This is a genomic window from Schleiferilactobacillus harbinensis (assembly GCF_008694105.1).
Taxonomy (GTDB): domain Bacteria; phylum Bacillota; class Bacilli; order Lactobacillales; family Lactobacillaceae; genus Schleiferilactobacillus; species Schleiferilactobacillus harbinensis.
Map to the genome: position 1 here is coordinate 2229146 of NZ_CP041364.1, position 15547 is coordinate 2244692.

General features: G+C 51.0%; 18 protein-coding genes and 1 pseudogene. 17 read left to right on the forward strand and 2 right to left on the reverse strand.

Translation table 11 applies throughout. The features are described 5' to 3' along the window. Positions 1–8 precede the first annotated feature (8 nt). The 13 genes and pseudogenes from FMM01_RS11085 to FMM01_RS11140 all read left to right on the forward strand — a co-directional run bounded on the left by FMM01_RS11085 (position 9) and on the right by FMM01_RS11140 (position 10111). Positions 9–884 carry a carbohydrate ABC transporter permease gene (locus FMM01_RS11085; protein WP_027828239.1) on the forward strand — a complete coding sequence of 292 codons (876 nt, stop codon included), beginning with the start codon at positions 9–11 and terminating at the stop codon, positions 882–884. 10 nt (positions 885–894) lie between these two features. Further along, positions 895–1728: a carbohydrate ABC transporter permease gene (locus tag FMM01_RS11090; protein WP_150392557.1), complete on the forward strand. Its 834-nt coding sequence runs from the start codon at positions 895–897 to the stop codon at positions 1726–1728. A 190-nt stretch (positions 1729–1918) separates the two neighbouring features. Continuing rightward, a complete protein-coding gene (locus FMM01_RS11095; protein ID WP_146995564.1) occupies positions 1919–2410 on the forward strand; it encodes a zinc-ribbon domain-containing protein in 492 nt (163 codons plus the stop codon). Positions 2411–2542: 132 nt separating this feature from the next. Next, entirely contained in the window at positions 2543–3034 is a 492-nt protein-coding gene (locus FMM01_RS11100) for a zinc ribbon domain-containing protein (RefSeq protein ID WP_150392558.1), read from the forward strand. 99 nt (positions 3035–3133) lie between these two features. After that, entirely contained in the window at positions 3134–3352 is a 219-nt protein-coding gene (locus tag FMM01_RS11105; protein WP_150392559.1) for a hypothetical protein, read from the forward strand. 145 nt (positions 3353–3497) lie between these two features. Then, positions 3498–4232: a zinc ribbon domain-containing protein gene (locus FMM01_RS11110; protein WP_150392560.1), complete on the forward strand. Its 735-nt coding sequence runs from the start codon at positions 3498–3500 to the stop codon at positions 4230–4232. Then, positions 4229–5209, forward strand: coding sequence for a hypothetical protein (locus FMM01_RS11115; protein WP_150392561.1), 981 nt, complete (start codon positions 4229–4231; stop codon positions 5207–5209). The genes FMM01_RS11110 and FMM01_RS11115 overlap by 4 nt, the downstream gene beginning before the upstream one ends. A gap of 57 nt (positions 5210–5266) precedes the next feature. Then, a pseudogene (locus FMM01_RS16810) lies at positions 5267–5419 on the forward strand (double zinc ribbon domain-containing protein); the annotation flags it as partial. Positions 5420–5470: 51 nt separating this feature from the next. Further along, on the forward strand, positions 5471–6649 hold the full coding sequence (locus FMM01_RS11120; protein WP_223850067.1) for a serine hydrolase: 1179 nt from the start codon (positions 5471–5473) through the stop codon (positions 6647–6649). Between the two features lie 13 nt (positions 6650–6662). After that, positions 6663–7796, forward strand: coding sequence for a PrsW family glutamic-type intramembrane protease (locus FMM01_RS11125; protein ID WP_150392563.1), 1134 nt, complete (start codon positions 6663–6665; stop codon positions 7794–7796). 93 nt (positions 7797–7889) lie between these two features. Then, positions 7890–8705: a zinc ribbon domain-containing protein gene (locus FMM01_RS11130; protein WP_150392564.1), complete on the forward strand. Its 816-nt coding sequence runs from the start codon at positions 7890–7892 to the stop codon at positions 8703–8705. 130 nt (positions 8706–8835) lie between these two features. Further along, positions 8836–9201 (forward strand): zinc-ribbon domain-containing protein, encoded by a 366-nt coding sequence (locus FMM01_RS11135; protein ID WP_190973349.1) that lies wholly within the window; start codon positions 8836–8838, stop codon positions 9199–9201. Positions 9202–9205: 4 nt separating this feature from the next. Then, complete coding sequence (locus FMM01_RS11140) at positions 9206–10111, forward strand: hypothetical protein (RefSeq protein WP_150392566.1); 906 nt, start codon at positions 9206–9208, stop codon at positions 10109–10111. Positions 10112–10136: 25 nt separating this feature from the next. Here the strand turns inward: FMM01_RS11140 and FMM01_RS11145 are convergent, their stop codons facing one another. Beyond that, positions 10137–11039 (reverse strand): helix-turn-helix domain-containing protein, encoded by a 903-nt coding sequence (locus FMM01_RS11145; RefSeq protein WP_150392567.1) that lies wholly within the window; start codon positions 11037–11039, stop codon positions 10137–10139. Beyond that, a complete protein-coding gene (locus FMM01_RS11150; protein ID WP_150392568.1) occupies positions 11029–11904 on the reverse strand; it encodes a helix-turn-helix domain-containing protein in 876 nt (291 codons plus the stop codon). The genes FMM01_RS11145 and FMM01_RS11150 overlap by 11 nt, the downstream gene beginning before the upstream one ends. Before the next feature lie 291 nt (positions 11905–12195). Between FMM01_RS11150 and FMM01_RS11155 the strand changes: the two genes are divergently transcribed. The 4 genes from FMM01_RS11155 to FMM01_RS11170 are packed head-to-tail and all read left to right on the forward strand — an operon-like array spanning position 12196 to position 15434. Continuing rightward, positions 12196–12894, forward strand: coding sequence for an N-acetylmannosamine-6-phosphate 2-epimerase (locus FMM01_RS11155; protein ID WP_150392569.1), 699 nt, complete (start codon positions 12196–12198; stop codon positions 12892–12894). Between the two features lie 2 nt (positions 12895–12896). Beyond that, positions 12897–13811: an ROK family protein gene (locus tag FMM01_RS11160; protein ID WP_150392570.1), complete on the forward strand. Its 915-nt coding sequence runs from the start codon at positions 12897–12899 to the stop codon at positions 13809–13811. After that, a complete protein-coding gene (locus tag FMM01_RS11165) occupies positions 13771–14586 on the forward strand; it encodes a MurR/RpiR family transcriptional regulator (protein WP_051225223.1) in 816 nt (271 codons plus the stop codon). The genes FMM01_RS11160 and FMM01_RS11165 overlap by 41 nt, the downstream gene beginning before the upstream one ends. A 29-nt stretch (positions 14587–14615) precedes the next feature. After that, positions 14616–15434: an alpha/beta hydrolase gene (locus tag FMM01_RS11170; protein ID WP_223849933.1), complete on the forward strand. Its 819-nt coding sequence runs from the start codon at positions 14616–14618 to the stop codon at positions 15432–15434. Positions 15435–15547: the final 113 nt, after the last annotated feature.

Consider the following 15547-nt stretch of genomic DNA (forward strand, 5'->3'; position numbering starts at 1 on the left):
AAAACAACATGCGTTTACAGAAATTTATCAGTAAATATTGGGGTTGGTTGTTCCTGATCGTCCCCGTCCTATTGCAGCTCATTTTCTTCTACGTGCCGCTGATTCAAGGGGCGTTCTACAGTTTTACCGACTGGACCGGGCTGACGTATAACTTCCACCTAGTCGGTTTCAATAACTACAAGATCCTCGCCACCGACCCGAAGTTCATGAAGGCCATTGGCTTCACCATCATCTTGACCCTGGCCATGATCATTGGCGAAATCGGTTTGGGCATTCTGTTTGCCCGGGTCCTAAACGCCAAGTTCCACGGCCAAACGTTCTTCCGGGCCTGGTTCTTCTTCCCGGCCGTCCTGTCCGGGTTGACGGTCTCCTTGATTTTCAAGCAGATCTTCAACTACGGCTTGCCGGCAATCGGTTCGTTCTTTGGCATCAAAGCGCTGGAAACCAGTTTGCTGGGTACCGCTGGCGGCGCCATCGTGGCCGTGGTCTTCGTCATGATCTGGCAAGGGGTGGCCATGCCCATCGTTATTTTCTTAGCCGGGTTGCAGAGCATTCCCGAAGAAATCAAGGAAGCCGCCCGTATTGACGGGGCCAACGACACTACGATCTTCTGGAAGATCGAACTGCCCTACCTGCTGCCGAGTATCTCCATCGTCTTCATCATGGCGCTCAAAGGCGGGCTGACGGCTTTCGACCAGATCTTCGCCTTGACGTCCGGCGGTCCCAGCGACGCCACCACGTCCCTGGGCTTGCTGGTGTACAACTACGCCTTTAAGAACAACCAGTACGGCTACGCCAACGCCATTGCCCTGGTGCTGTTCATCTTGATTGCCATCATTTCGCTGATTCAGATCAAGGTATCCCAGAAGTTCCAGATCGATTAGGAGGATCGTCATGCAAACAGAAAAGAAAACACGCAACATTGGCAAATATATCCTGTTGACCGTCGGCGGCATCCTCATTCTGATCCCGCTGCTGGTCACCGTCTTCAGTTCCTTCAAGACCACGAAGGACATCATGGGGAATTTCTTCTCCTTCCCCAATCCTGGTACACTGGATAACTACCGGCGGCTGTTGGCCGACGGCATCGGCGGTTACTTCTGGAACTCCACGGTGATCACTGTCATATCGGTTCTGCTGGTCATGTTCTTCGTGCCCATGGCTGCCTACTCCATTGCCCGGAACATTTCGAAGAAACGAGCGTTCAGCCTGATGTACAGCTTCCTGATCCTCGGGATCTTCGTGCCCTTCCAAGTCATCATGATTCCCATTACCGTCATGATGAGCAAGCTGGGCTTGGCCAACATGTGGGGGTTAATGCTGCTGTACCTGACTTACGCGGTACCGCAGACATTGTTCCTCTACGTGGGGTTCATTAAGATGGGCGTGCCCGAGAGTCTGGATGAAGCCGCCGAAATTGACGGTGCCAGCAAGATCACGACCTATTTCAAGATCGTCTTCCCGATGCTGAAACCGATGCACGCGACAACGCTGATCATGAACGCGTTGTGGTTCTGGAACGACTTCATGCTGCCGTTGTTGATTTTGAACAAGGATTCTAAGATGTGGACGTTGCCGCTTTTTCAGTACAACTATACGGGCCAATATTTCAACGATTACGGGCCTAGTTTCGCATCGTACGTCGTTGGGATCATTACCATCACGATTGTCTATGTCATCTTCCAGAAGAACATTATTGCTGGGATGAGCAACGGAGCAGTAAAGTAAAATAGTTTTCAAGTTCTGGAGCACGCCCTAGCGACGTGCTTTTTTCTATTCCTGTAGCCAGTGAAAGCCAGCTTGGCAAACTCCCTGCTAATCTGCCCATTGTCTTAGTCCAACTGTTGCAAATACACAATTCTGAACATTCACTCCAGCCGCCGCGCTACTCTAGAGACACGATAGGGAGGTCGTAATCATGGAGAATGATCAACAGCATTTTATGTATTGTCCGCACTGCGGCAGCAAAATTGAAACTGGGTTAAAGTTTTGTCCAAACTGCGGGGCGGCATTGGAGGACACTGCTTCAACGTCAGAAAGTTCTGCTCAGGAGGCGCCGCAGCCAGCCCCTTCTGAGCCCGCAAAACCCGCACCGGCTGCTCCGAAACAAAATGCGTATCAACAATTCTCGGCTGGAGCAAATACTAACGCTAACGTTGGTACGCCCACCAGTACTCAACCAGCAAATCAGCACACTGCCTTGCTGGTCATCGGTTGGATCAGTGCTATCGTATCCTTGCTTGTCGTTCCCATTCTTTTTGGCGTCGTCGGACTGATTTTCGGTTATTTAGCCCGCAGTCGCGGGCGAAAGGAAGCCGGCACGGTCTTAATGATTGCGAGCGTTGCCGCAGCACTGCTCGGTACTATCTTTGGCGCTATTATCGGCGCCGGTGGTGCTGGCGGCATCTGACCAATTATAAAACGCACGCCACAGGTAAAGGCCTCCACCAACCCTCAAACGTTAGGGACTTTTTTGTAGTGGCGTCGCACATTCACACTAGTCGCCGCGCTAATCCAGAGACACTATGGGGAGGTTTTAGTCATGGCGAATGACCAACACCAATTTATGTACTGCCCATACTGCGGTGCCAAGATCAAAGTCGGGTTAAAGTTTTGCCCGCACTGCGGGGCAGCACTGACCGCAGCTAACTGCATGGCTAGCGACAATAAGAAACCGACAACAAATCAGCCTAAGAAAAACCATTACACCAGAAACATCATAGTTGGCCTCGCTCTATTGGGACTGGTTGCAATTGTTGCGGTGGCCATCAAATTATCAGCCGATGGCGAAAGCAATGCCCAAAACACTCCCAAGGAAACTGCTGCAGAAAAACGGACAGACAAGCGTTACAAGGAAAATCATGACGCCGACGGTCGCGGAACCGGTTATGATCAAGACGGCAACACAGTGTGGGACCCAACAGTGGAGAAGTACCCGACACCAGAGGCTCGTTGGCAATCGTATATGTACTCTGACAAGGATTTGAAGGCGCGCATCAAACAACTCAACGAGCTCGGCTACGTCTGCTATTAGAATGGTTGCATCAGCGATAACGACGATGATACCGAAAACGGCTATAGCGTGTTCTTCCCAAATGACATTTATCTGGAATATCGGGGATCCACGTCAGGAATGTCACAAAAAGTTTGTGTCATTGCTCTTGGATTTGCCAAAAAAGGCTGGCATAAGTTAGCCGCAGTCGAGTATTACATTGAGCCGCCCTACAAAGACTGGAATAGAAAACTGACAGACAACGATGTCACTTACGCCCAGCAAAAGTATGGTCTCCGGTATCTGGAGGACGAGTTTCAAGAAATTCCAGATCAAAATGTCGCCAACTTGAACTATTAATTTCCATCCGCTGTGTTTCAACGAGTCCTGCATTGATGAGGGTCATTGGAGGGCTTCTTTGTGGTGGCGTTGCATATTCACAATTTTGAGCATTCACTCCTGAATATGCGCTACTTTAGATACATCAAATGGGGAGGTTGCATTCATGGCGAGTGATCAACAGCAGGTACTGTTCTGTCCCAACTGCGGCGCACCGGTTGAACCAGGGCAGCAATTTTGCGACCAGTGCGGCGTGCGTCTGGCAGATTATGTGCCCAAAAATAATGCGGTGACACCTGCGCCACCAGTCGCTGAGCCGAAGAAGGAGGTGTCTGATTCAACTGCTCAAATTGAGCAGGAGAAAAATCAGGACTTACCTGAACAGCCAGAATCAGAAGCTGTCACCCCGAGTGATGTTGTGGAATCATCGCCCGCTCCAGAGCTGAAAAATGACAATGCACCTGCTCACGAAGAACAGACCGCAGCAGAACCGGACAGACCAGAAAAGGCCGTTCAGGAAAACATCCAGTCCAAAGAGTCAACGTCCGAGCATGCCGAGGATGAGACAGCTGATGCCAATATCGACGCATCAGCGGCCGAACCTATGCCAGTTGCCGAAGATGCAACCAGCCCAGAGAATGGTACAGATGATGCCGATGCGCCTGTTCATGAAAGACGCTTCAGCTTTTTAGCTTTGTTCGGCTATATCTTTGGACTCAGCTGCTGGTTCATCAACCTCTGGGGAGTCGTTGGTGTTCTGGCAATCATTTTTAGCAGCTGGGCATTAGTGACAAAGGTCCACCGCCTGTCCAAAGTCATGGCGGTTATGGGCCTAATTGGCGGTACCGTCAACGTTGCTTACGCGATTGCCGTCTTTGTGACTGGGGGGATGACTTTATGAAACGGTTCATACGCTTAATCTGTCTGTGTTTCCTAGGACTGATCGTACTTTCTGGTTGTGATCTGCCGGGCCAATTCGTCGGAAAAAATCCATTTGCTGCAGGAACGTCAGCACCGGGGCACCACATTTCTGCTAAAGAGTCCTCAGCAAAGAAGCCGTCTAATCAGACCAAAGCTGTCGCATATAGTGATCTCCCGACCAAAGTTACTCGGAATATTCATTTTACCTTTAAGGCCGATCAGGACGAAACTGCAGATTCCAACGCTGGGGCGGTCTATATCATTACCATGACCGTTGTAAATGGTTCCTCCGTACCAATCATCTTTGATAGTTCAAAGTTTCAGATAATTGCACCCGACTGGTCAGAGAGACAACGAACTGCCCAAAGCGGAACGATTCGGCTTAAACCAGGAAGCAAAGCAACAATCAATAACCTTTTCACAAAAGTTAGCCGCCAATCACTGTCCGGCTCGGGCATCTTTGTCTATCTTACCTGGCAGCATCCGCTGGCATATGTCTATAAGTGTTTTGAGTCCGGTGGCGTGTCTTCGGACAATTTGGGTGATACAAAACTGATCAAAATGAATACCCCGAAACAGGCCGATTCTGCGTCATCATCAAGCAGCAGCGACAATAACCCGTCGGCTAATACAGACGACACAGACGATGATACCGACGACACCAGTGATGCCAGCTCAAGCGGAACCGTTGATATGAAGAACTTAACGCAGAATCAGTTGCTGGACTGGGTGCGCGCGGATTTAGCAAGCAGGGGCTTGCAGGTTGATCGGGACAACATCTCACTAACGCCGGGATTTGAAGACGGCTATGCAATTGTTCGAGTCAATACACCACCAACACTGAGTTCAGGAATTAGATGGGACACTGTTTATCGAGTCAACGGTGATGGTGAACTTGAGTTTCTTGGTGGTAACGACAACTATATTGTTGCGTCAACACCCTTCCCTGACGACTAACATCACTGTGTTGATCAAGTTGAAAAATCATGAAAAGAAAAGGTAAGTGATCATCCAATGAAATGCCCCTACTGTGGCGCCATAAACCCGCCCGACGCCGATTTCTGCTTGAACTGCGGTAAAAAGCTGCCGAAAAGTGTGCTGACCCAGACAGACAAGAAGGAATGTCCCCGTTGCCACCATCTCAACGCTCTCGATTCCAAGTTTTGTGAAAACTGCGGTTACGCATTTACCGACGCCGAGCCAGAACCGGCGCAACCCATGGATTCGTCACCGGCAGACACGCCAGCCAGACCAGTTGCGCCACTCGCACCGAATCAGTCCAGTCCAGACAAAAATGCTGCTGACATGGACAACCCGCAACCGGACACGCCACCCAATCAGCCGCCTGTCCCTCCCCAAGCAGCCACGCCTGCCAACCATCGGAAAGTTCCCGCTATTCTAGCTATTATTGTACTCATCGCGCTGATGGCCGGTACTGGCTGGGTGGTTTATAACCGATACTTCCGCCAGTCCGCCGCACCAAAAACGACGAAAGTGGCCAAAACCACCCGCAAGTCTCCGGCGCGTAAAACCAAGGCAGCAGCCAGCTCCTCTTCTTCCGAGAAAGCCAGCTCTTCCTCAAAGTCGTATAACACCCAACTCTACGACGAAGTACAAGCTGCGGTGAACCAAACAATGGGCCAGATTCCGGGTGATAATTCCGTCTTTGTGTCCGCTTCTGACGAGCTCCATCTAAAACACTTTGTACAGAACAATCGACCGCAAAGAGCGGCCAGCATTATCAAGATTTTCATCATGGTGACGGCGTTTGCCAAGGCACAAAATGGTGACCTCAATCTGGCGGATACATATACCGTAGCTGGCGCCGACAAAGTCAGCGGCACCGGCGATATGCAGAACATGCCGGATGGCACGCCCCTTTCCTATCGTCAGGTGATGGATCACATGATGGAGAAATCAGACAATATGGCAGCCAATGTCATGATCGATTATCTGGGCGGTCTCGATGTGGTCAACCAAGAAATCAAAAAGCTTGGGTTCCCCGATACTGTGCTCGAACGCAAGATGATGGATACCGATGCCTTAGCTGCTGGCAAAGACAATATGACCAGCGTACAGGACCTAGGCGATGCGCTTACCCTAATTAATAACGGCAAGCTCATCAGCAAAGAGGCCGATAACCAAATGATGGCCATTATGAAAAACAATCAAAACCACGAAAAGCTGCCGGCAAAAATCACCAATGCCACGGCCATCTATAACAAAACTGGTGAATTTGGGCAATACGGCGTGGAAAATGATGCGGCAATTGTCCAAGGCGACCGACACGTCTTCGTCGCTGTCGTCATGTCGCAAAATGGCCATTCCGGCGAACAAATCGAAGCAGAAAGCAATCTGGGTGAGAAACTTTCCCACATCTTGCTGGATGCTAACTAAAGAGGTGATCAGTATGAAATTCTGTCCGAATTGCGGGAAGCCGCTTAAACCCGGTGCAAAGTTTTGTCCAAACTGCGGCTATCGCTTGCATACGACTGCCGCAACGACCGCCAACACGTCCCAACCCCGCCCGGTCCCCACGATGTCTGTCCCATCAACTCCCTCGGCGACAGACCAATTCGTGACGTCATCCAAGGCCGCGGCGGCCACAATGAAGCTCGTCTTTTCCCAAGTCTTTCAAAAGCACAGCCAGGCAGAAGCAGAAGAAATCTTCATTGCGGGTACACAACGGACAACACCCGCATTGAGTGCTGTTAAATCGGACTGGGGGCGTCCGTGGCTGTTTGCCCGCGTCTTTGCCCTATTCGCTGTTAGCTTCTGCGGTCTCCTGTTTGTGGCCGTTAGCGACAACAACGCACTGATGATTCCCGGCGTGATCTTAACCGGGGCCTTCGCCGTCCCTCTCAGCGCACTGGTGTTTTTCTTCGAAATGAATGCCTACAAAAACATCAGCTTTTACGAAACCCTCAAAGTATTTGTCCTTGGCGGTGTGCTTTCGCTGCTGGTCACCATGTTTCTCTACCAGTTCGTCTCCTTTTCCGCTCAGGAACAGTACTACGGCACCTTCACCTGGGGCGACACCATCAGCATCGGCATTGCCGAAGAGCTGGGAAAAGTGCTGATCGTTGCCTACTTCGTTAAGAAGAGCAATTATTCCTATATCCTAAATGGCATGCTCATTGGGGCCGCTATCGGCGCCGGCTTTGCGGCCTTTGAAACGGCCGGTTACATCTACAACGCCGGTGATCAATTGCTGGACGTGGCTCTGTTGCGGGCCATTACCGCCGTTGGCAGCCACGTGGTTTGGACCGCCATCACCGGCGCGGCGCTGGTCGCCGTGAAGAGAAATGCCCCATTGGACGGTAAAACGTTTGTCCAGGGAAAGTTTCTCGGCTATCTGGCCGCGGCCATTGCGCTCCATGCGGTTTGGGACAAGGCGACCGTCATTCTCGACAGCCAGTTACTCACAATCATTACTGTCACCGTCGTCGGCTGGGCGCTCCTCTATAACCTCATGGGGGAAGGCTTGGCGGAGATTCAGGCCCGGAAACAGGGTATGCAAGCGCCCTCAGGAGGAAAAGCATAGTGGCATCATTGGATAAGACGAAATCTAAAAGAGCCTTCGCCGTATGTTTGGAGATATCTGCGCCACTCTGGTTTTTGGAAGGAGAAATCAATCATGATCAAAATTTGTACCAAATGCGGTTATCATAATGTGGTTCAAGCTAAATTTTGCATTCGCTGCGGGGCCAAACTGGGTATTGCCACGGACGAAGCAAACCTGATATCCGATTCGCCTACAACCCCGCCGGCCAGTATCCCCACGCCGACACCAAATAATCAGAACATTACCGACAGTCAATCGGCCGGCTCCGAAGCCGACACGGGGTCCGCATCCGGAAGTACTGGCAATCCGGATTTTACGTCCGAGCCAACTCAGGATTCCCCAGTTCAAACAGTTACACAATCCACCACGAATAGTCCAAGTGCTCTGCATCGCAGTAATAAAACGACATTTTGGCTAGTCGTCTTGATCTTTGCCATTGGCTTTGGTACGGTACTTCTCCTTCATCCTGGCAATTCACTGCCTGATGGCTATAATACAACAGACGAAATCCTGACTTTAGCAGGAGAAAATTCAAAAGCAAATGCTGATATTCAAACATATAGCGGATTGGGTCAGCTTGCCGCAGGAATTGCAGGCAAACCAGGAGAGTCACCCAACACCATTATTGTGATGAAGAATAAAGACACTGGTCGATTTGTTTTTGAGTATAAGGGCCATCCTATTTACATAATTAGAGTGGTGGCGCGGCAATATAGCAGCGGCGCATATAACTACTTTTCTATTGGCTTAGGGGTAGATAAAGATGATGACGGCGCCCGGTATGAGAAAGTGCTTCCAAAATCGTTCAATGATGACAATGCAGAAGAGGGTCAAAGCTACGATTATGATGATTACGATGACAACTACAATGTTCAAGATTCTAATTAGTTTTTCCCGATATCGCGTGATTGCCTAGCATAGCGACTTCTTCGTAAGGAAAAAGTCGTCGCAACTACAATCATCACGCTGTGTAATAGTTTTACATTCTATGGCCATTCAAGCTTTAAGGAGTGATTTCATGCATTATTGCCCATATTGCGGTGCTAAAGTTCAGGAGAGCTCTAAATTTTGCCCATCTTGTGGACATAAATTGGCCATTGACCAACAGCCATCTTCCCAGCCTAACCAAGCAGCACCCCAGCAATCTGCCACAAGACAATCCAATCAATCTGTGCCACAAACACAAGCCGGCAATAATACCCATCCCGCAGACGATAAATTGATCTACTGGGTGACTGTATTAATTGTGGTAATCATTTCGCACATTGCTGGAATGAGCTGGGTAGAAAACATTCTCACTGGCATTTTCGTATCGATCATCGTCACCATGATCGTGGCCGCCGTGCGCAGCAATCAAGCAGCAGAAAGAAACGAAAGAAGATAATCACATGAAAAGAAGATCTGTCCTGCTTCTCTTCAGTTTATTGGTCGGCGTTTTCGTCATGACCGGCTGCCAGCTGATCCACAAAAACGGAACACCAAAAACAAACACCACAAGCAAAATCAGTAAGCAAACCGTTCCAGAAGTATGCTACACCGATCTCTCAAAAGCAGACCGAGCCAAACTCATCTTTGCCTTCAAGGCCAACGAAGACAGCACTGGAGATCCGACACCAGGCGAAGACGATACCATTCGTATGGCGGTAACAAACCGCACCAACAAGATCGTCCAATTTGACCGCAGCAAATTCATGATTTTTGAAGACGCCGAGGATAAAAAAGTCAGCAAACTCACTGGTCTGCTCACCGTAAGGCCAGGCGAGACGAAGAAAGTCACCGAGATATTCAGCCACGTCAACGACCAATATTTGGTCGGTGCTGGCATCTTTCTGTATTTAAACCAGCATTACCCCCTTGCTTACACATACTACGCATTTCGCAAAGATGGTGTGACCTCGGCTAACCTGAAGGATAAGAAGCTGATCAAGATCAATACACCACACCAAGAAAGTCAGTCATCTTCCGCTTCATCGGATGACAGTGACGACACTGCCGACAGCGATGATTCAACAAACGACGCCAATCAAAATCAAGACAGTGGCAACCAAAACAACGCAGGACAATCAGTAGCAACCAGCAGTAGCTCAACGTCCACCACAATGACCGAGGCACAGGCTGAAACAATTTTGAGAAATTGGTTAGCCTCAAACGATGGTGCTACGTTCGACCAGATTTTTGCAGATGGTGTCCAAATTTCCCAGGGTACTGCCGCCTGGGGATTCACGAATTCAAACGGCGAATCATGGGATGTTTTCTATGATGGCCACATTAAGGCTCCTGGCGATCCGCAATAACCAACTGCTTTTACTCAACATATAATCACGATGAAGAACCATAGTTCGCGTAAAGTTGCTCTACATCAAATAAGTCAGTACTGAAATGCTGCCGTTTCATCAGCGGCGCAATCTGCGGTACCAGTGCATGCAAATATCTATCTGCCCGAGAGAGCAAAAAAAAGTTCAGCGTCAATGCCGTCTGCTTAAAACTGACGGCATTTTTGCCTTCAGCATTAGCAAGAATTTCCTTAACAATAGAAGAGGTGAACGCCTCCTCAGCAGTCAACGGCAAAACTGAATGAATAGCATCAAGAGCGGTTCGTGCGGCAGTTATCCAGTCAGCCCGCAACAATCGTAATACGCCCTCTTGATAAAGAATAAAAATACTCATAGAAAAAAGTTCGGACGGGTGTGAGCCTTCGTGTTGTAACTGCTCCGCAACTGCATTGAGCAGCGTTGGTAATGATTGTAATGTGGCAGCGTAAATCAACTGCTTGGCTAAAACCGTGACAAAGGCAGACCATGAGGTTGCATCAAGCACCTTAGCCATCGCTTCGGAAAGCGACTTGGTGAAAGTTGAAGTCTCCATTTTAAAACGGTTTTTTAGCAGCAAGTCACACAGGGCATGGTACTCAGAACTGTTTTCTTCTTTCCCCATCTCTTCAATTGTTGTAGGGAAATTTTCAACTGCTTCTTTATCACCATGATCTGCATAGTACAACACCGTTTGCAGTAGATTACCGACGGCCTCCTTGTTCACCAACGTAAAGGCTGACCAGTCTGCCTGCATCCGATCCAGCAACCGAATAAAGGTGACCGCTGACAAGTGCGTTTTTCCCTGCTCAAAACGTGACAGAGTGCTGGCCGAGACAATACCAACACTCACTTGACGCAGACTGAGTTGGCGTTCTTGACGGAGCTGTTTGAATGTTTCTTCAATCTTCATGTTTTCGATTCTCTTTCTTTACGTAATCCTTCCAGCCAGCAAGATTTTTCTGACCGATTTCGGCAAACCTGGTTGCTTGCCATGCTTGGGTAAGGGCAAGGAACTGATTATTGATTTCCTCTCCAGGATGCTCGTGGTAAGCCAAATACAGGCGCGTACGGGCTTGATTGTGCAAGAGACTCAGATTTTGATCCAGCGGCAGCTGCTCAATGTCATGAGCCACTTTCATTGCTGCTGTAAATTGATCTCGGTTAAGTAACTCAATACTGATTGCCTGGCACGCAATGACAGCATAAGCAAACGGCGATTCTGACCAAGCAATTTCCATCTCTGTGGCATGCTGCCGGGCCACGTTCAAACATTGTTCCAGTAAGTGCAGCAGTTCTTCCTGTTCCAGCAGCGGTGAACGGGTGAGTCTAGACGCCAGCCGAACTTCAAATGTGCCCCACGGTTGGATCTGGTTAAGATGAGTGAGAACAATCTCAACCATGTCCCGGGTCGCTTCTCCCTTTTGCGTATACATGTCCGTAATGATCAACCGTTCAATTCCCGCCAACCGATAATAAGGCCAACCGGTCTTATCGAATAGCGCCAGCAAATGCAGGCCCCAATCATGATATGTTTTGAGTGTGCCGCGTGGGCTAGCCAGCGGATCGGTTGGATCAAGAATGGTATACTCATATTGTAAATAATCAGGATTGCCGCTCAACCGCGGCAACAGCTGCAAGAAAGACTGCGTGCTCAGCTCATTTTCCCCACGCTCAAAACGGGACAACGCCGCGTCGGAAATAATGCCATGCGCCACCTGATGAATCGTCAAATTGCTATCCAGCCGCTGCTGCCGGAAAAACTCCCCTAATTCCATTCGACTTCTCCCTCGATACATGATGTGTCGATAATACCATAGAATCTTTCACCGTTTGGCTTCCTTTTTGCTTAGAACTGGAAATCCCGTAAACGCCCTACAATTTCCCACTTATGTAAATTATATCCATCACAATACTATTGCAAAAATCATTTCCATATGGTATCTTAAACCTGTGGCGTAACACAGTTTTTGCGCCCTTAACCGCTCACAAAATGACCGCTCACAAGGTTATTTGCCATTACCCGCAGCACGCGGTGTAATGCATCTTAGCGGAAAGAGGGTCTGATCATGGACTTGAATACACTCAAAGGCCACCTGATTGTCTCGTGTCAGGCATTGCCTGATGAACCGTTGCACAGCAGTTATATCATGTCCCGTATGGCCAAGGCCGCCGAATCGGCTGGGGCGGCGGGGATCCGGGCCAACTCAATGATCGATATTCTGGCGATCAGGGAGGTGGTCTCTTTACCCATGATTGGCATTATCAAGCGGGAGTATCCGGGATCACCGGTGTACATCACGCCGACGTCGCTGGAAATTGACCAGCTGGCTGCCTGCGGGGTGGAAATCATTGCCATGGATGCCACGAACCATCCCCGTCCGGAAATGCCGCTGGCGGAATTAATCGCCTATGCCCGGGCCAAGTATCCCCAGATTCTGCTGATGGCCGACACGGCAACAGTGACGGAAGCTTTGCAGGCGCAACAGCTGGGGTTCGATATCATCGGCACGACAATGCACGGCTACACGGCCGAGACCCAGGGACAAAACATTGCTGACAACGACTTTGCTTATTTGAAACAGCTGATTCCAGCGGTCACGAAACCGGTGATCACCGAAGGCAAAATCGATACGCCAGAAAAGGCGCGGCGGGCCCTGGATCTCGGGGCATTCGCTGTGGTGGTCGGCGGCGCGATCACCCGCCCGCAGCAAATCACCAAACGGTTTGTTGCGGCCATTGATCAGCCGGAAGAACAGGAGGCGTGACCATGGCCCTGCTTGCGCTGGATATTGGCGGTACGACGATCAAACATGCTCTGTTCACTGAAGCCGGTGAGCGCATCACCGCAGTACAAGAAACGCCGACGGAAAAGACGGCTGCGGACAATCACATTGCCGCCCAAGCCGGGACCATTTACCAGGCGTACCACCACTCTGGTATCACCGGTGTCGCCATCGCCAGTGCGGGCGTAGTTGATCCGGACACCGGCACGATCGTCTCGGCCGGCTACACGATTCCCGGTTACACGGGCACGCCGTTAAAACAGAGTGTTGAGAACAGCACCGGTGTCCCCTGCTGGGTCGAAAACGATGTGAATTGTGCCCTGCTCGGCGAGTTGTGGCGCAATCACTATCCCCAGCAGCATATTTTCTGTATGACCATTGGTACCGGCATCGGCGGCGCCATTCTAATCAACGGCCAGCTCTACCGCGGCGCCAGTTTCGGTGCCGGGGAAGTGGGTTACGTGAATCAAAACGGCCAGGATTTCCAAACCTACGCCAACACGCAGGCCCTGATCCACCGGGCCGCGGACGCTGCCAATCAGCCCTTCACCACCGGCTATCAGGTCGTGCACGCCTTTCGTGACGGCAATCCAGATGTGCAAAACGCCGTGCGGCTCTGGCTGGACGGCATCGCCAGTGAACTCGTCAATATCAATCATTTACTGAATCCCGAATTATTCATCATTGGCGGCGGCATCATCGAAGGCGCCCCCGAGTTCGGCCAATTGCTGGACGCGGCGTTTCGCCAGCGGCTCACCGCGCAGCAATACGCGGCCACCGCCCTGAAGACAGCCACCCTAGGCAACGAAGCCGGGATGTATGGGGCTCTCTACCACTATTTACAGAAAGAGGCGGCGTATGGACATGGACATTCTCAAGACGATCGAGCGCACGTTTAACGCATTTCATCCCAAAGAACGCGCCGTGGCGCTCTACGTCGTCAATCACCCCCGGGACGTCCGGGAAATGAAAATTACTCAACTGGCCCAAGTCACCCACACGTCCATCGCGACGGTGAATCGGTTCAGTCAGAAAATCGGCTGTAAAAGCTACGCGGATTTTAAAATCCAGCTGGCCGTCGTCACGACGGAACAGCGGCCGGTCCCGGCCGCCAATTCTGACGACACACTGCAGCAGATCAACGAATTCTACAAGCACGTGATCAACAAAAGCGTCGAACGCCTGGACGAGGAGACCATTACCCAAGTAGTGGCCAAAATCTCCCAAGCCCGCAAAATTTACGTCTACGGTATCGGCAGTTCCGGGCTGACGGCCAAGGAATTCGAAACGCGCTTAAGCCGGATGGGGTTAACGGCTTTCGCCTGCACCGATTCCCACAGTATGAAAATTGCTGCCTCCCTGCTTACGGCGAAAGACCTGGTCATCTGCATCTCGATCTCCGGGAACACCGTGGAAGTCATTGAGGCCGCGCAGCTGGCCCGCCAGCAGGGTGCGACGATCATTTCGTTCACCAGCTTCCAAAAGAGTAAGCTGACCGAAACCAGTGAAATCACGGTCTTGGTGTATAATGCGCTGTTCCTGAACCGGGAGAATTTCATCAATTCCCAGTTCTCGCTGATGTACCTGATTGACGTCCTGTCCGTTTATCTGCTCCGCGATCCGGCGCACGCGGCCGACATGGCGCGGACGATCTCGGTCATTCATCCTCGGTAAAATTCCTTTAGAAAGCAGGCGCTGCGGCAGTGCACTATATCCAAAAAGTCATCACTGAAGGCCCGGACACCGCCCAATTCACGGGCTATGTCATTGACAATAATCATGAAATGGGCAGCGACCGCGTTCGCCCGGCCGTACTGATCTTTCCTGGCGGCGGTTACGAGTTCATTTCGCCCCGGGAAGCAGAACCAGTGGCCTTGAAGGTCCTGGGTATGGGCTATCATGCTTTTATCTTGAAATACTCGGTTTATCCGGCACTGTACCCCACCGCCCTGCGCCAAGCGGCCCAAGCAATTCTGCTGATCCGGCACAACGCCGCCGCGTGGCACGTGGACCCGGACCGCATCATCGTCCTGGGCTTCTCCGCCGGCGGCCATCTCGCGGCCAGCTTGGCCACGATGTGGTCGGCCCCTGTATTGCAAGACGCGGCCAGCGATCCGCGCCTGTTGCGGCCCAGCGGTCTCGCCCTGGCCTATTCTGTCCTGACTGCTGGCCAGTATACCCACCAGTCCTCCATTGACCATCTGCTCGGGCCGGAGAAACACAATCCGACCTTGCTGCACGATGTCAGTCCTGAGCTGCACGTCACGGCCGAGACACCGCCAACATTTCTCTGGCACACCATGGCCGATGATTTAGTCCCAGCTGAGAACTCACTGCAGTTTGTGCAAAAGCTGCGCTCTGCCGGGGTGCCGGCAGAGCTGCACCTTTTCCCCAACGGCGGCCATGGGTTGAGTCTGGCAACGGACGAAACTCGAACGCCCAAGGGAACAGAAGTTGACCCGCAGGTGGCGATCTGGCCGACGTTGTTTCAGAATTGGGTAAAAGAAAACTTTTCTGCATAGCATCGCTAAAGGGCTGGCCCATTACCGATAAGAATCCTCCCTATCGATAATGAGCCAGCCTTTTTAATGCGCATGCACACTGTGATCAACATAAAAAGTGGGGACCATGATCT

Excerpts from the sequence above, each read along its gene's own strand:
- FMM01_RS11085 (WP_027828239.1), top strand. The coding sequence starts at position 9 with ATGCGTTTACAGAAATTTATCAGTAAATATTGGGGTTGGTTGTTCCTG.
- FMM01_RS11090 (WP_150392557.1), top strand. The coding sequence starts at position 895 with ATGCAAACAGAAAAGAAAACACGCAACATTGGCAAATATATCCTGTTG.
- FMM01_RS11095 (WP_146995564.1), top strand. The coding sequence starts at position 1,919 with ATGGAGAATGATCAACAGCATTTTATGTATTGTCCGCACTGCGGCAGC.
- FMM01_RS11100 (WP_150392558.1), top strand. The coding sequence starts at position 2,543 with ATGGCGAATGACCAACACCAATTTATGTACTGCCCATACTGCGGTGCC.
- FMM01_RS11105 (WP_150392559.1), top strand. The coding sequence starts at position 3,134 with ATGTCACAAAAAGTTTGTGTCATTGCTCTTGGATTTGCCAAAAAAGGC.
- FMM01_RS11110 (WP_150392560.1), top strand. The coding sequence starts at position 3,498 with ATGGCGAGTGATCAACAGCAGGTACTGTTCTGTCCCAACTGCGGCGCA.
- FMM01_RS11115 (WP_150392561.1), top strand. The coding sequence starts at position 4,229 with ATGAAACGGTTCATACGCTTAATCTGTCTGTGTTTCCTAGGACTGATC.
- FMM01_RS11120 (WP_223850067.1), top strand. The coding sequence starts at position 5,471 with ATGGATTCGTCACCGGCAGACACGCCAGCCAGACCAGTTGCGCCACTC.
- FMM01_RS11125 (WP_150392563.1), top strand. The coding sequence starts at position 6,663 with ATGAAATTCTGTCCGAATTGCGGGAAGCCGCTTAAACCCGGTGCAAAG.
- FMM01_RS11130 (WP_150392564.1), top strand. The coding sequence starts at position 7,890 with ATGATCAAAATTTGTACCAAATGCGGTTATCATAATGTGGTTCAAGCT.
- FMM01_RS11135 (WP_190973349.1), top strand. The coding sequence starts at position 8,836 with ATGCATTATTGCCCATATTGCGGTGCTAAAGTTCAGGAGAGCTCTAAA.
- FMM01_RS11140 (WP_150392566.1), top strand. The coding sequence starts at position 9,206 with ATGAAAAGAAGATCTGTCCTGCTTCTCTTCAGTTTATTGGTCGGCGTT.
- FMM01_RS11145 (WP_150392567.1), bottom strand. The coding sequence starts at position 11,039 with ATGAAGATTGAAGAAACATTCAAACAGCTCCGTCAAGAACGCCAACTC.
- FMM01_RS11150 (WP_150392568.1), bottom strand. The coding sequence starts at position 11,904 with ATGGAATTAGGGGAGTTTTTCCGGCAGCAGCGGCTGGATAGCAATTTG.
- FMM01_RS11155 (WP_150392569.1), top strand. The coding sequence starts at position 12,196 with ATGGACTTGAATACACTCAAAGGCCACCTGATTGTCTCGTGTCAGGCA.
- FMM01_RS11160 (WP_150392570.1), top strand. The coding sequence starts at position 12,897 with ATGGCCCTGCTTGCGCTGGATATTGGCGGTACGACGATCAAACATGCT.
- FMM01_RS11165 (WP_051225223.1), top strand. The coding sequence starts at position 13,771 with ATGGACATGGACATTCTCAAGACGATCGAGCGCACGTTTAACGCATTT.